The sequence below is a fragment of the Brevundimonas sp. genome (genome assembly GCF_050729455.1).
Lineage (GTDB): Bacteria > Pseudomonadota > Alphaproteobacteria > Caulobacterales > Caulobacteraceae > Brevundimonas.
The window spans coordinates 17,504-31,883 of sequence record NZ_JBOHLI010000008.1; the positions used below are offsets into that span (position 1 = coordinate 17,504).

The window sequence follows — 14,380 nt, forward strand, 5'->3', positions numbered from 1 at the left end:
ACGACCGCCCGCGATCAACGACGGGTGGTAAACAAGAGACCTGGGGAGGGTCGAAAATGGCGGGACCAACGGGGGGCTCAGGCCCGGATATCGCGGGGGACGATCGGGTCAACATGGCGTTCATCGCCCTGATCGTGGCGGTGGCCACCATCGGCGGCTTCATGTTCGGCTATGATTCCGGCGTCATCAACGGCACGCAGGACGGGCTGGAGGCGGCCTTCAACCTGTCGGCCCTCGGTACGGGCTTCAACGTCGGCGCCATCCTGCTGGGCTGCGCCTTCGGGGCCTTCGCGGCGGGGCGTCTGGCGGACGCCGTCGGTCGCCGCACGGTGATGCAGATCGCCGCCGTCATGTTCATCATCTCGGCCGTCTGGGCCGGGGCGGCGGACACCTCGGCCCACTTCATCATGGCTCGCTTCATCGGCGGTCTGGGCGTCGGCGCGGCCTCGGTCCTGTCGCCGGCCTATATTTCCGAAGTCACCCCCGCCTCGATCCGGGGCCGGCTGTCGTCGGTCCAGCAGATCATGATCATCACGGGTCTGACCGGCGCCTTCGTCGCCAACTACGTCCTGGCCAAGACGGCGGGCGGCTCGACCGCTGAGTTCTGGCTGGGCTATCCGGCCTGGCGCTGGATGTTCTGGCTGCAGGTTGTGCCCGCCGGGATCTATTTCCTGGCCCTGCTGGCCATCCCGGAAAGCCCGCGCTTCCTGGTGGTCAAGAAGAAGGACGTCCAGGCCGAGGCCGTGCTGTCCAAGCTGTTCGGCCACGGCGCCGGGGCTCGCAAGGTTCAGGAAATCCGCGCCTCCCTGGCCGTGGACCACAAGCCCCGCTTCGCCGACCTGCTGGACCCCGCGACGCGCAAGGTGCGCCCCATCGTCTGGGCCGGCCTGATCCTGGCCGTGTTCCAGCAGCTGGTCGGCATCAACATCGTCTTCTACTACGGCGCGGTGCTGTGGCAGTCGGTCGGCTTCTCCGAGAACGACGCCCTGCAGATCAACATCCTGTCCGGCGTGCTGTCGATCGCGGCCTGCCTGGGCGCGGTGGCGGTGATCGACAAGATCGGGCGCAAGCCCTTGCTGCTGATCGGCTCGGCCGGGATGTTCGTGACCCTGGCCGTCGTGGCCTGGTGCTTCTCCAAGGCCGTCATGGTCAACGGCTCGCTGCATCTGGACGACCAGACGGGCCTGACCGCCCTGATCGCCGCCAACGCCTATGTGGTCTTCTTCAACCTCAGCTGGGGCCCGGTCATGTGGGTCATGCTGGGCGAGATGTTCCCCAACCAGATGCGCGGTTCGGCCCTGGCCGTCGCCGGCTTCGCCCAGTGGATCGCCAACTTCGCCATCTCGGTCAGCTTCCCATGGATGGCGGCGACGCTGGGGCTGGTCGTGACCTACGGCTTCTATGCGGTCAGCGCCTTGATCTCCTTCTTCCTCGTCCAGGCCTGGGTGAAGGAGACCCGTGGTCGCGAACTGGAAGACATGGGCTGAGGCCCGTCTGCTCTGCTACTGATCTCCCCGAAGACGGGCGGCGCTCCCCCGTCGCCCGTCGCCCTCTGAAAGGACTACCCCATGACCGACACCCTCGAACTTTCGCACTGGATCGGCGGCGAGAAGGTCGGCGGGGCCCTGGCGGGCGAGAGCCTGAATCCGTCGGACACGCGCGACGTGGTCGCCCGCACGCCCAAGGGCGGGGCGGCTGAGGTCGATCAGGCGGTGCAGGCCGCGCGGGCCGCCTTCCCGGGCTGGGCCGACGCCTCGCCGGAGGTGCGCTTCGACGTGCTGGACCGGGCGGGTTCGCTGCTGATGGAGCGCCGCGAGATCATCGGCCGGCTGCTGTCGCGCGAAGAGGGCAAGACCCTGCCCGAGGGCATCGGCGAGACCCTGCGCGCCGCCCGCATCCTGAAGTATTTCGCGGGCGAGGCCCTGCGCGTCCACGGCCAGAACCTGACCTCGACCCGTCCGGGCGTGGAGATCCAGACCTATCGCCAGCCGGTCGGCGTCTTCGGTCTGATCACGCCGTGGAACTTCCCCATCGCCATCCCGGCGTGGAAGATCGCGCCCGCCATCGCCTTCGGCAACACCGTCGTCATCAAGCCCGCCGGCCCGACGCCCGCCACCGCCGAGGCCCTGATCGCCATCCTGCATGAGGCGGGCCTGCCCAAGGGCGTGGTCAACATGGTCATCGGCGACGGCGACGTGGGCCGCGCCATCGTCGCCCATCCGGGCGTGGACGGGATCAGCTTCACGGGCTCGCAAGGCGTAGGCGCCGGCGTGGCCGAGGGCGCGATGAAGCGTCAGGCGCGGGTGCAGCTGGAGATGGGCGGCAAGAACCCGCTGATCGTGCTGGACGACGCTGATCTGGAGCGGGCGGTGGCTATCGCCCTGGACGGCAGCTTCTTCGCCACCGGCCAGCGCTGCACCGCCTCCAGCCGCCTGATCGTGCAGGACGGCATCCACGACCGCTTTGTGAAGGCTCTGGCCGAGAAGGTCGCGGCCCTGCGCGTCGGCGATGCACTGGATCCCAACACCCAGATGGGCCCGGCGGTGACCGAGGCCCAGCGCGACGTCTCCTACAGCTACATCGACATCGCCAGGGACGGCGGCGGCCGCATCGTCACCGGCGGCGAGCGCCTCAGCCTGGACAAGCCCGGCTGGTACGTCCAGCCGACCCTGATCGCCGACACCCTGCCGGACGCGCGCATCAACACCGAGGAGGTCTTCGGCCCCGTCGCCTCGACCATCCGCGTCGCCAGCTATGAAGAGGCCCTGGCCGTGGCCAACGGCGTCGAGTTCGGCCTGTCGGCGGGCATCGTCACCCAGTCGCTGAAACACGCTCGCGACTTCCAGCGTAACGCCAAGGCCGGCATGACCATGGTCAACCTGGCCACCGCCGGGGTCGACTATCACGTGCCGTTCGGCGGCACGAAGAAGTCGTCCTACGGTCCGCGCGAGCAGGGCTTCGCGGCGGTCGAGTTCTACACCCAGATCAAGACCAGCTACTCGGCGGGCTGACGGGTATGGGCACGCCGACCCTCGTCTGGGACGTTCAGGCCGAACTGGGCGAGGGGCCGGTGTGGGACGCGGGCCGCGACTGCCTGTGGTTCGTCGACATCAAGGGGCGACGGCTGCATCGCTACACGCCCGCGACGGGGGGCAAGGCGTCGTGGGATGCGCCGGACCAGATCGGCTTCGCGCTTCCGGCCGAGGACGGGTCGTTGATCTGCGGCGTTCGAGGCGGCCTCCATCGCTTCGACGTGGAGCACGGCGATTTCACGCTGATCCAGCCGGTAGAAGCCGATCGCCCGCAGAACCGCCTGAACGACGGCTTTGTCGCGCCGGATGGATCCTTGTGGTTCGGGTCCATGGACGACAGCGAGGAACAGAAGACGGGCGCCCTCTATCGCTGGTTCCGTGGCGAGCTGACGCGGCACGACGACGGTTATGGTGTGACCAACGGGCCGTGCTTGAGCCCCGACGGTCGGACCCTCTATCACCACGACACGCTGGCGAAGACGGTGCTGGCCTTCGATCACGACGCGGGCGTGCTGACGAATCGGCGCGTCTTCGCCGTGACCGAAGACGGCTATGCCGACGGGCCGAGCATGGACGCCGACGGCGTGCTGCACGTCGGCCTGTTCAACGGCTGGGGCGTGGCGCGGTTCTCGCCATCGGGCGAGCGGATCGGCACGATCCGTTTCCCGGTCCAGACGGTGACCAAGGCGGCCTTCGGCGGCGCGGACGGGCGCGACCTTTATTGCACCACGGCCTGGCTCGGGAACGCCGACAAGCGCGAAACGCAGCCGACGCTCGGGGGCCTCTATCATGTGCGGGTCGAGACGCCGGGCCTGCCGCAGCATCGGATCGCGCTGTGAAGATCGAACGCGGCGACTGGGCGCTGAGCCTGCGGCCCGACCTGGGGGTCTCGATCACGGCTCTGACCTGGCGAGGGCGCGACGTGCTGCGCCCGGCGCCGGCGGATGTGGACAGCCCGCTGGCCGCGTCCAGCTTTCCTCTGGCGCCCTACGCCAACCGCATCGACGGCGGTGGCTTCGCGTTTGAGGGCAGGGCGGTGCGTCTGCCCGCGACGCCGGGGTTCGCGCCGCACGCCCTGCACGGCGTCGGCTGGCGGTCGCGGTGGAGCGTGCTGCGCGCCCACGGCGGGACGGTCGATCTGGCTCTGGCGGCCGAGGCCGGACCGGAATGGCCCTGGGCCTGGACGGCCTCGCATCGGCTGACCCTGAGCGAGACGGGGCTGGAGATGAGCCTGGCGATCACCAACGAGGACCGCGCGCCCATGCCTGCGGGTCTGGGCCTGCATCCCTATTTCGCGGTCGAGGCCACGACCCGGCTGCGGCTTCCGGCGCCCAAGGTCTGGCTGACCGACGCGCGTGAAATCCCGGATCGGCTGGCCGCGTCGGGTGAACTGATCGACTGGAGCGACGGCGTCGCCGTGGCCGGGGCGCCCTTCGTCGATCACGCCTACGCCGACTGGAATGGTCAGGCCGAACTGATCCACGACTGCTGGCGCGTCGATCTGACGGCCTCGCCCAACGCCCGCTGGGCTCAGGTCTATGCGCCGCGTGGCGAGGGTTTCGTCTGCGTCGAGCCGGTGACCCATCGCCCGGACGCCCATAACGCTCCGGCGGGCGAGGACAGCGGCCTGACCGTGCTGCAACCCGGCGGCGCCCTGTCGATGACCGCCCGCATCACCGCCTCGGAGACCTGAGATGATCGCCGCCCTGACCGCCGCCCTGACCTTGGCCGCAGCCCAGACGCCTGCATCGACCGAAGCGCCCGCCGTTCAGCCGATCCGCGCGTCCAAGATCATTCTGGTGGGGGATTCCACCACGGCGGTGGTCGGTGGCTGGGGGCCGAGCTTCTGCGCCTATCACGTCACCTCCTTCGCGGCCTGCGTGAACCTGGCGCGGGGCGGGCGCAGTTCGGGCAGCTACATCGCCGAGGGCTCGTGGGATCTGGCCCTGTCCGAGATGTCCACGCCGGGCTTCGCCGCCACCTATGTGCTGATCCAGTTCGGTCACAACGACCAGCCGGGCAAGCCGGGACGGTCGACCGATCTGGCCACCGAGTTTCCCGCCAATCTGAAACGCTATGTGGCCGAGACCCAGGCGCGCGGCGCGACGCCGATCCTGCTAACGCCGCTGGTCCGGCGCCAGTTCGTCGACGGGCGGCTGCAGAACGATCTGGAGCCCTGGGCCGAGGCGGTGCGGACCGTGGCGCGTGAGACCAATACGCCGGTGGTGGATCTGAACCGGGCCAGCGCTGAGACGGTGCAGGCGCTGGGACCCGTAAAGTCGGCGCGCTTCGCCCAGGCGGCGCCGTCGCCCGAGGTCGCCGCCGCCCTGCTGACCGGCACGACTATCGCTTCCAGCACCGGCGTTCCCGCCGCACCCGGCGCGCCGACCCCGGCCACTCAGAACAATGCGACGGTCGAGCCCCTGGGTCAGGCGCGGGTTTCATTCGACTACACCCACGTCGGACGCGAGGGCGCGGACTTCTTTTCGGCCCTGGTCACCCGCGATCTGATCGAGGCGGCGCCGCCAATGCGACGGCTGCTGATCCCCTGACCTGACTGGCGCCCCGCTTCAGTGGTTGTCGCGGGGCAGGCCGAGGGTGTCGACGATGCGGTGATATTTGACGGCGGGCTCCAGCACGGCGCCGGTCTCCAGCTCGCCGATCATGGAGCGCTGGAACTCTTGCCACGGGGTCTGCGACGCCGGGTACTGGTAGCCGCCGGCGGCCTCGAAGGCGGCGCGGCGCGCGGCCATCTCGGCCGCGTCGATCAGCACGTCCACCCGGCGGGTGTTGAGGTCGATCCGCATCCGGTCGCCGGTCTTGAGCAGGGCGATGTTTCCGCCGGTCGCCGCCTCGGGCGAGGCGTTCAGGATCGACGGGGAGCCCGAGGTGCCGGACTGGCGCCCGTCGCCGACGCAGGGCAGGGCGTGGACCCCCTGTTTGATCAGATAGGCGGGCGGCCGCATGTTCACGACCTCGGCCGCGCCGGGGTGGCCGACGGGTCCGGCGCCGCGCATCACCAGGATGCTGTCGGGGGTGATGCCTTCCGCCGGATCGTCGATGCGATGGTGGTAGTCCTCGGGCCCGTCGAAGACCACGACGTCGCCGGTGAAGGCGTCGGGGCCGGCCGGATCGGACAGGTAGCGGTCGCGGAACTCGGGGCTGATGACGCTGGTCTTCATGATGGCGCTGTCGAAGACATTGCCCGACAGGACCAGGAAGCCCGCGTCGTTCACCAGGGCCGTGTCGAAGTCGCGGATGACGTCGGGCAGGACCACGGTTGCGTCGCGGCAGTTGTCGCCGATGGTCCGGCCGTTGACCGTCAGGGCGCCCTCGTGGATCTGGCCGCGCCGCATCAGCTCGGCGACCACGACGGGCACGCCGCCGGCCTGATGGAAGTCCTCGCCGAGATATTTTCCAGCGGGCTGCAGGTTCACCAGCAGGGGCGTCCTGTGGCCGACCTCCTCCCAGGCCTGCAGCGGCAGGTCGACGCCCGCGTGGCGCGCCAGGGCGGTCAGGTGGATGGGGGCGTTGGTCGAGCCGCCGATGGCGGAGTTGACGACGATGGCGTTCTCGAACGCCTCGCGCGTCAGGATCCTCGACGGTTTCAGGTCCTCGCGCACCATGTCGACGATGCGCTTGCCGGTCAGGTAGGCGACCTGGGGCCGCTCGCGATAGGGGGCGGGAATCGCCGCCGAGCCAGGCAGGGACATGCCCAGGGCCTCGGCCAGGCTGTTCATCGTCGTCGCCGTGCCCATGGTGTTGCAGTAACCGACCGAGGGCGCCGAGGTGGCGACCAGGTCGATGAACTCATCGTAGCCGATCTCGCCCGCCGCCATCATCTCGCGGGCCTTCCAGATGATGGTGCCCGAGCCGACGCGCTCGCCCCTGTGCCAGCCGTTCAGCATGGGGCCGACCGACAGGGCGATGGCGGGGATGTCCACGGTGGCCGCCGCCATCAGGCAGGCGGGCGTGGTCTTGTCGCAGCCGATGGTCAGGACCACGCCGTCCAGCGGATAGCCGTACAGCAGCTCGACCAGACCCATGTAGGCCAGGTTGCGGTCCAGCCCGGCGGTCGGCCGCTTGCCGGTCTCCTGAATCGGATGGACCGGAAACTCCAGGGCGACGCCGCCCGCCTCACGGATGCCCTCGCGCACCCGCTTGGCCAGTTCGATATGGTGGCGGTTGCAGGGGCTGAGGTCCGAACCCGTCTGGGCGATGCCGATGATCGGCTTGCCCGAACGCAGCTCCTCCAGCGTCAGGCCATAGTTCAGATACCGCTCCAGATAGAGGGCGGTCATGTCGGGGTTCGACGGATTGTCGAACCAGGCCCGGCTGCGTAGGCGCTTGGGCGAAGTCTGGGTCATGGGGCGCGGCAGGCTGAGCATCGCCGACAGTGGCGACTTTTTGTGAATATCATAATACTAATGATTGGCCAGCGCCTTTGCGCCGGTGCGGTCGGGCCGCTAGAGGATTTGACCATGGATATGTCTTCGCCCAATCCCTCGTCAGTCGGCTCGAAAGCGAACGGCCATGTGGTCTCGGCCCATGATCAGATCGTCCGCGCCCTGGCGCAGGACATCCTCACCGGCGCGCTGGCGCCCGGCGACAAGCTGCCGGCGGAGGCCGACCTGCTGGAGCGGTTCGGCGTGTCGCGCACCGCTCTGCGCGAAGCCCTCAAGACCCTGTCCGCCAAGGGGTTTCTGAGCGTGAAGACCCGAGTCGGCACGCGGGTCACCGACAGCGTCCACTGGAACTTTTTCGACAAGGAGGTTCTGGCCTGGCGGGTCGCGATCGGCATGGACGCCCAGTTCCGACGCCATCTGGCCGAGGTCCGGCGCAGCCTGGAACCCACCGCCGCGGCGCTGGCGGCCAAGCATCGCACCGAGGCGGACCTGCAAACCATGCGGGCGGCGCTGGAGTGGATGCGGCGAGAGAGTGCGTCGGCCCATGAATTCGCGCGCGCTGACCTTGCGCTGCACCTGGCAATCGGCGCGGCTTCGCAAAATCCGATGATCCGTTCCGTGGCCGGGGTCATTGAGACGGCCCTGCTGGAGGCCTTTGTCCTGAGCCCGCCCACGCAAGCGCCGGACCTGCATCTGGAGACGGTCGAGGCGCACGCCCGGATCGTCGATCGAATCGCCGCGCGCGACGAAATCGGCGCCGCACAGGCCATGCTCGCGGTGATCGACGCCGGCTATCAGCGGGTCGAGACGGAGCAGTCGCCCTCCGCGACGTGACTTAGTCGGGGCGGCGCGTCTCGAGAACCGCTCTCCGGATGAAAAAAGGCGCCGGCGATCAGATCGCCGGCGCCGAGTGCACCGCTCAGGAGTGCGGTGGAAACGTGGTCAGAACTTGTAGCGGAAGCCGGCGAAGACCTGACGGCCCGTGTGGTGGTGCACCGAGACCAGGTTGAAGTCGCCGACGTACTGGGTCGGGACTTCGTCGGTCAGGTTGATGCCCTCCAGCGTTAGGGTGAAGCTGTCGTTGACCTGCCACGAGGCCGAGGCGTCGACGTTGAAGGTGTCGACCACGCCCTCGATCGCATTGCCGTTGCGGCCCGGAACCTGGGTCAGGTAGCCGTCGCGATAGGTGCCCGAGACGCGGGCGCTGAAGCGCTCGTCCTCATAGTAGAGGGTGCCGTTGTAGGCGTTCTTGGACAGTTCGGTCAGGGTGTTGGTGATGCCGCCGGGATACTCGATCTCCGAGTCCACGAAGGTGTAGTTGGCCATCACGCCGAAGTTGGACCACAGGCCCGGCAGGAAGCTGAAGGGCTGCTGGTAAGACACCTCGAAGCCGGTCAGATCGCCGCCCTCGGTGTTGACCGGCTGGTTGAACACCCAGTCCGCCGAGGGCGAGCAACCGGCCACCGAGCCGCAGGCCGCGATGGCGACGCTGTCGGGAATGCCGAAGGCGTTGCCGGTGAAGGGGGCCGTGACGGCGTTGGTGGCGACGAAGCTGTCGATCTTCTTGTGGAAGACGCCCAGCGACAGGATGGATTCGGGGGCGAAATACCATTCGACCGCCGCGTCGTAGGTCGTGGCCCGCGTCGGGTCGAGCAGGGGGTTGCCCGAGTTGACGGTGCGGTTGTTGCCGGACACCGAGACGCTGCCGCCCGGCGTCAGGCTGCCCAGGCCCGGACGGGCCATGACCTTGGCGGCGGCGAGGCGGACCAGCAGGTTCTCGCGCGGCTCGATGACGATGTTGGCCGAGGGCAGCCAGTCGTCGTAGCTGCGGGTCGAGCGGACCTGGATCGGCGTGCCGGCGGCGATCTGATAGCCCCTGGAAAACTGGTCGGTGTTGATGTAGCGCACGCCGACGTTGCCGCGGATCGGCAGGGCGGTGTCCAGATCGAAATCGACCTGGGCATAGGCGCCCGTGGTCTTTTCCTCGACCGAACGGTTGTTGCCGCTCGCCGGCATCCAGCTCAGGGCGTAGTTGTCGAAGCCGAACAGGTCGGCCGCCTTCTGATAGTCGGGGATCAGCCAGTTCAGGGCCGTGCCCGACGGGATGTCCCAGCCGTCCGAGAAGCCGACAGTGCGGCTGTAGCTGCCGATGGCGGCGGCGGCCACGGCGGCGGGAATGCAGGCTTCGGCGTTCGCCGTCGCCGCCAGCGGCGGGGTGCACGACGCAGGATCGCGGCGCTGCTCGGTGGTGGCGAAGGTGTAGTCCTTGAAGAAGTAGCCGGTCTTCAGCTGGACCTGGTCGTTGATGTCGAAGACCGTGTTCACCTGGATCGTGTCATAGGTGTTGTCGGCCGTCTGGGGACGCATCCGGATCTGCGACAGGCGCCATTGGGCGGGGTCGTTGACGTCGAAGCCGTAGGTGATCAGCGGCAGGTTCGCGTTTTGGCGATAATCGTAGACGTAGTTCTGCGAGTCCGTCTTGTCGAACAGCAGGGTCGTCTGGATCGGGTTGTCGTGTTCCGACTTACTCGAGCCGACCAGGGCATCCATGCGGAAGCGGTCGTTGAAGTCGTGTTTGAAGTTCAGGGTGACCTGGGTGAACTCGGTCGACAGTTCGTCGTAACGGGACTCGGAACGCACATCGACGTTGTCGAAGCGGCCGTAGAGCATGTTGCCGTTGGCGTCGACGAAGGAGTCGCGGACGATGATGCCGTTGCGGCCGGCGGCGCCGCTGGCGCTGAAGTCCGGCGCCTGCAGGAAGTGTTCGAAGCGGGTGGCGCTGAAGTCAGCGTAGAGGACGTCCAGGCTGACTTCGGTCGCATCGCTGGGGCGCCATTGCAGGGCGGCGGTGACGCCCAGACGATCCTGATCGTGCTCAAGAATGCCGTAACGCGGCAGGCGCGGGGTGAAGGCGTTGATCACGCCCTGGCCCTGACCGGCGCGGCCGATGTTTCCGCCCTGCCAGCGCACGGTGCTGTGGCCTTCTTCCAGGGCTTCGCGCGTGGAGTAGGCGACCGACAACAAGGCGCCGAACTTGCCGTCGGCCCAGGTGTTGGAGATCAGGAAGGCCCCGCGCGGATCGGCGTTCTGAGCCAGGTCGTTGTAGCCCATCTGGCCCGAGACAGCGATCGTCAGCCCGTCCTTGTAGTCGAACGGACGCGCGGCGCGCAGATCGACCGTGGCGCCGAGCGAGCCTTCCTCGGTTTCGCCCGAGGCGGTCTTGCGCACCGTGATGCTGTTGAACAGGTCCGAGGCGAAGACGTTGAAGTCGAAGCCGCGTCCGCGGTTGGTGCCGCCCGAGCTGTCGGTGCCGCCGGTGGTGCCCAGGGCCTCCATGCCGTTGATGCGGATGCGGGTGAAGTCGGGGCCGAGGCCGCGCACCGAGATGTTGCGGCCCTCGCCGGCGTCGCGGGTGATGGCGACGCCCGGAATGCGCTGGATGGCTTCGGCCAGGTTCTGGTCGGGGAAGTCGGCGATGTCTTCGGCGACGATGACGTCCACTGCGCCGGCTTCGCGTTTCTTGACGTTCAGCGCCTGGGCCAGGCTGCCCCGGAAGCCGGTGACGACGATTTCGTCGACGGTCGTCGCTTCCTGGTCCGGGGCGGAACCGGCGTCCTGGGCCTGGGCGGCGCCGGCGAGCGCAAGGGTCAGGGCGCCGAGCGAGGCGCCGAGGGTCAGCGCATAACGCGCACGGGTAGCGTGGTGGGTCATCTATGTCCTCCTCCCAGTTGGGCCTTTCGGGGATCGTGCGTCCCCGTTCCAGCCTCCGCGATCGCGGGAACCGGTGTCATTTGGCGTTTGTCAGTCACTGCCACCGGTGTCATATAAAGCTACGCACAGTTTCCGACGTGTGGCAAGACGATGGTGAACGCTGATCGCATCCAAGCCACGGGACGGTTCTGCGCCTGACGAAAGAACCACACGACCACCCCCGTCAGAGGGGCGGCGAGGGGAGGCGACCCTGTCGGCGTCGGATCAACCGGGTCCGCGCCGAAACGCGATTCGCCGCGCCTTGACCGTCTCTCCGGCCGTCCGAATTCCAGTCTCGAGTTGTCGCATGACCCAGCCGCTTCGCCTGAACCCCGACCGCCTGTTTCCGGCCGACGTCGATACGCGCGCTGTGGCGCGTCGTCTCTACGCCGAGGTGAAGGGGCTGCCGATCATCAGTCCGCATGGCCACACCGACCCCGCCTGGTTCGCGGGCGACGAGAATTTCGCCAATCCGGCCGAACTGCTGATCACGCCGGACCACTACGTCTTCCGTATGCTGCACTCGCAGGGGATGGCGATGGAGGATCTGGGCGTGCCGCGCGCCGACGGCGGGTCGGTCGAGACAGACCCGCGCAAGATCTGGCGCCGCTTCGCCGAGAACTATCACCTGTTCCGGGGCACGCCGTCGCGGATGTGGCACGACTGGGTCTATGCCGAGGCCTTTGGCATCGACGTGCGCCTGTCGGCCGAAACGGCGGACCACTATTACGATGTCATCGACGCCGCGCTGAAGACCGACGCCTTCAGGCCGCGCGCCCTGTTCGACCGCTACAACATCGAGGTCCTGACCACGACGGAGAGCCCGCTCGAGACGCTGGAGCACCATAAGACGATCAAGGCCTCGGGCTGGAAGGGCAGGGTGCTGACCGCCTATCGTCCCGACCCGGTGCTGGACCCGGACTACGAGGGCTTCCGCGACAATCTGGCGGGTCTGGCCGAGCAGACCGGCCGGGATACGATGTCGTGGGAGGGCTACCTGCAGGCCCTGCGCGACCGCCGTGCCTTTTTCATCGAGATGGGCGCCACCTCGACCGACCACGGCCACCCGACCGCCTTCACCGCTGATCTGTCGAAGGCCGAGGCCGAGGCCCTGTTCAAACGGGTCTCGACCGGTCCGGCCAGCGCCGCCGACGCCGAGCTGTTCCGCGGCCAGATGCTGACCGAGATGGCGGCCATGTCGGTCGAGGATGGTCTGGTGATGCAGCTGCACCCCGGCAGCTTCCGTAACCACTCGGCCACCGTCTTCAACCGCTTCGGCCGCGACAAGGGCTGCGATATTCCGACCCGCACCGACTATGTCCGGGCGTTGAAGCCGCTGCTGGACCGGTTCGGTTCGGACACGCGTCTGACCCTGATCCTGTTCACCCTGGACGAGACCTCCTACAGCCGCGAACTGGCGCCGCTGGCCGGCCACTATCCGGCGCTGAAGCTGGGGCCGAGCTGGTGGTTCCACGACAGCCCCGAGGGGATGCGGCGCTTCCGCGAACAGGTCACCGAGACGGCGGGCTTCTACAACACCGTCGGCTTCAATGACGACACCCGCGCCTTCCTGTCGATTCCGGCGCGGCATGACGTGGCGCGGCGCATGGACTGCGGCTTCCTGGCCAAGCTGGTGGTCGAGCACCGTATGGAAGAGGACGAGGCCCACGAACTGGCCCAAGCCCTGACCTATGGCCTGGTCAAGGCGGCCTACAAACTGTGACCCGCTTGAACCAAGCAGGCCTGTCGGGCCTGCCCGCCGACGTCGCTCGGCCTGCATACGATCGCGCGCAGGTGAAGACCGGCGTGGTGCATCTGGGCATCGGCGCCTTCCATCGCGCCCATCAGGCGGTGGTGTTCGACGACGCCCTGGCCAGCGGCGACCTGCGCTGGGGCGTGCTGGGGGCCTCGCTGAGGTCGCCCGGCGTGAGGGACCAACTGAACCCGCAGGACGGTCTCTATACCCTGGTCGTGCGCGACGGGGCCGAGGAGCATCTGCGGGTCATCGGCGCCGGTCGCGGCGTTTTGGTGGGGCCGGAAGACCCCGCCGCCCTGGTGGCGGCCATGGCCGGGGCCGAGGTCCACATCGTCACCCTGACGGTGACCGAGAAGGGCTATCGCCTCGATCCGGCGACCGGCGACCTGCTGATCGACGACCCGGACGTGGCCGCCGATCTGGCCGATATTTCCGCGCCCTGCACGGCGCCGGGTTTCATCGTCGCGGCCTTGGCCGCCCGGAAGGCGGCGGGGCTGAAGCCCTTTACGGTCATCTCTTGCGACAACCTTCCGTACAATGGCCAGCGTATCCGGGCCGGGGTCATCGCCATGGCCCGGCGGATTGACCCGGCCCTGGCGGAGTGGATCGAGGCCGAGGGGGCCTTTCCCCAGACCATGATCGACCGGATCGTGCCGGCCACCATTCCCGACGACGTGGCCCGCCTGAGCGCCCGTCTCGGCGTCGAGGATCAGGGGATGGTCAAGGCCGAGCCCTTCACCCAGTGGGTGATCGAGGACTGGTTCGCGGGCGAGCGGCCCGACTTCGCGGCTTTCGGCGTCCAGCTGACCGACGCGGTCGAGCCGTGGGAGGACGCCAAGCTGCGCCTGCTGAACGGGGCCCATTCGGCGGTGGCCTATCTGGGGGCTCTGTCCGGCTTTGAGCATGTGCACGAGGCCGTGGCGGTCCCGGCCTTCCGCGCCTTCATCGAGGCCCTGTGGGACGAGGCGCAGACGACGCTGAACCCGCCGCCGGGGCTGGATGTGGCGGCCTATCGCGAGGAGTTGATGGCCCGCTTTTCCAACTCGGCCCTGATGCACCGGACGCGCCAGATCGCCATGGACGGCTCGCAGAAGCTGCCTCAGCGGCTGCTGGCCGGGGCCGCCGATCGGTTGGCGGTCGGGCAGGGGATTGAGGCCATGGCCCTGGGCGTCGCCGCCTGGATGCGATGGCAGGAGGGCGTGACCGAGAGCGGAGAGGCCGTGGTGGTCGACGACCCGCTGGCGTCCCGCACCTCCGAACTGATCGCAGCCTCGGAGAACGACGAGGCCGAAGTCCGCGCCCTGCTGAGCCTGTCGGCGGTCTTCCCGGCGGCCCTGGCGAACGACCGGCGCTTTGTCGAGGCGGTGACGGGCGCCTTCCTGTCGTTGAGAGAGCATGGCGCGGTTGAGGCCGCGCGCCGCGTGACGGAGTAGAGC

Annotated in this window: 10 protein-coding genes; 8 read left to right on the forward strand and 2 right to left on the reverse strand. The window is 68.4% G+C overall.

Annotated features, from left to right (window positions below; all coding sequences use genetic code 11):
- The first annotated feature begins 56 nt into the window (after positions 1–56).
- The 5 genes from ACREEF_RS03615 to ACREEF_RS03635 all read left to right on the forward strand — a co-directional run bounded on the left by ACREEF_RS03615 (position 57) and on the right by ACREEF_RS03635 (position 5,584).
- Positions 57–1,487 carry a sugar porter family MFS transporter gene (locus ACREEF_RS03615; protein WP_431564245.1) on the forward strand — a complete coding sequence of 477 codons (1,431 nt, stop codon included), beginning with the start codon at positions 57–59 and terminating at the stop codon, positions 1,485–1,487.
- A gap of 81 nt (positions 1,488–1,568) precedes the next feature.
- Positions 1,569–3,011, forward strand: coding sequence for an aldehyde dehydrogenase family protein (locus ACREEF_RS03620; RefSeq protein ID WP_431564246.1), 1,443 nt, complete (start codon positions 1,569–1,571; stop codon positions 3,009–3,011).
- 5 nt (positions 3,012–3,016) lie between these two features.
- Positions 3,017–3,871, forward strand: coding sequence for an SMP-30/gluconolactonase/LRE family protein (locus ACREEF_RS03625; protein ID WP_431564247.1), 855 nt, complete (start codon positions 3,017–3,019; stop codon positions 3,869–3,871).
- Positions 3,868–4,725: an aldose 1-epimerase gene (locus ACREEF_RS03630; RefSeq protein WP_431564248.1), complete on the forward strand. Its 858-nt coding sequence runs from the start codon at positions 3,868–3,870 to the stop codon at positions 4,723–4,725. Before ACREEF_RS03625 ends, ACREEF_RS03630 begins: the two co-directional genes overlap by 4 nt.
- Before the next feature lies 1 nt (position 4,726).
- On the forward strand, positions 4,727–5,584 hold the full coding sequence (locus ACREEF_RS03635; RefSeq protein ID WP_431564249.1) for a rhamnogalacturonan acetylesterase: 858 nt from the start codon (positions 4,727–4,729) through the stop codon (positions 5,582–5,584).
- 18 nt (positions 5,585–5,602) lie between these two features.
- On the opposite strand, the gene ACREEF_RS03640 is transcribed toward ACREEF_RS03635, so the two are convergent.
- Positions 5,603–7,399, reverse strand: a complete 1,797-nt coding sequence (locus ACREEF_RS03640; protein WP_431564250.1) for an IlvD/Edd family dehydratase — start codon at positions 7,397–7,399, stop codon at positions 5,603–5,605.
- 114 nt (positions 7,400–7,513) lie between these two features.
- On the opposite strand from ACREEF_RS03640, the gene ACREEF_RS03645 reads away from it, so the two are divergent.
- Positions 7,514–8,272, forward strand: coding sequence for a FadR/GntR family transcriptional regulator (locus tag ACREEF_RS03645; RefSeq protein WP_431564251.1), 759 nt, complete (start codon positions 7,514–7,516; stop codon positions 8,270–8,272).
- 108 nt (positions 8,273–8,380) lie between these two features.
- Here the strand turns inward: ACREEF_RS03645 and ACREEF_RS03650 are convergent, their stop codons facing one another.
- Complete coding sequence (locus ACREEF_RS03650) at positions 8,381–11,149, reverse strand: TonB-dependent receptor (RefSeq protein ID WP_431564252.1); 2,769 nt, start codon at positions 11,147–11,149, stop codon at positions 8,381–8,383.
- 346 nt (positions 11,150–11,495) lie between these two features.
- Here ACREEF_RS03650 and uxaC point away from each other — a divergent pair, with 346 nt between their 5' ends.
- Together uxaC and ACREEF_RS03660 are read left to right on the forward strand one after the other, a co-directional pair.
- Positions 11,496–12,911 (forward strand): glucuronate isomerase, encoded by a 1,416-nt coding sequence (gene uxaC / locus ACREEF_RS03655; protein WP_431564253.1) that lies wholly within the window; start codon positions 11,496–11,498, stop codon positions 12,909–12,911.
- A complete protein-coding gene (locus ACREEF_RS03660) occupies positions 12,908–14,377 on the forward strand; it encodes a mannitol dehydrogenase family protein (RefSeq protein WP_431564254.1) in 1,470 nt (489 codons plus the stop codon). Before uxaC ends, ACREEF_RS03660 begins: the two co-directional genes overlap by 4 nt.
- Positions 14,378–14,380: the final 3 nt, after the last annotated feature.

Bases quoted from the DNA above. Each gene is read 5' to 3' on its own strand.
- ACREEF_RS03650 (WP_431564252.1), bottom strand. From the start codon at position 11,149: ATGACCCACCACGCTACCCGTGCGCGTTATGCGCTGACCCTCGGCGCC.
- ACREEF_RS03640 (WP_431564250.1), bottom strand. From the start codon at position 7,399: ATGACCCAGACTTCGCCCAAGCGCCTACGCAGCCGGGCCTGGTTCGAC.
- ACREEF_RS03625 (WP_431564247.1), top strand. From the start codon at position 3,017: ATGGGCACGCCGACCCTCGTCTGGGACGTTCAGGCCGAACTGGGCGAG.
- uxaC (WP_431564253.1), top strand. From the start codon at position 11,496: ATGACCCAGCCGCTTCGCCTGAACCCCGACCGCCTGTTTCCGGCCGAC.
- ACREEF_RS03635 (WP_431564249.1), top strand. From the start codon at position 4,727: ATGATCGCCGCCCTGACCGCCGCCCTGACCTTGGCCGCAGCCCAGACG.
- ACREEF_RS03645 (WP_431564251.1), top strand. From the start codon at position 7,514: ATGGATATGTCTTCGCCCAATCCCTCGTCAGTCGGCTCGAAAGCGAAC.
- ACREEF_RS03620 (WP_431564246.1), top strand. From the start codon at position 1,569: ATGACCGACACCCTCGAACTTTCGCACTGGATCGGCGGCGAGAAGGTC.
- ACREEF_RS03615 (WP_431564245.1), top strand. From the start codon at position 57: ATGGCGGGACCAACGGGGGGCTCAGGCCCGGATATCGCGGGGGACGAT.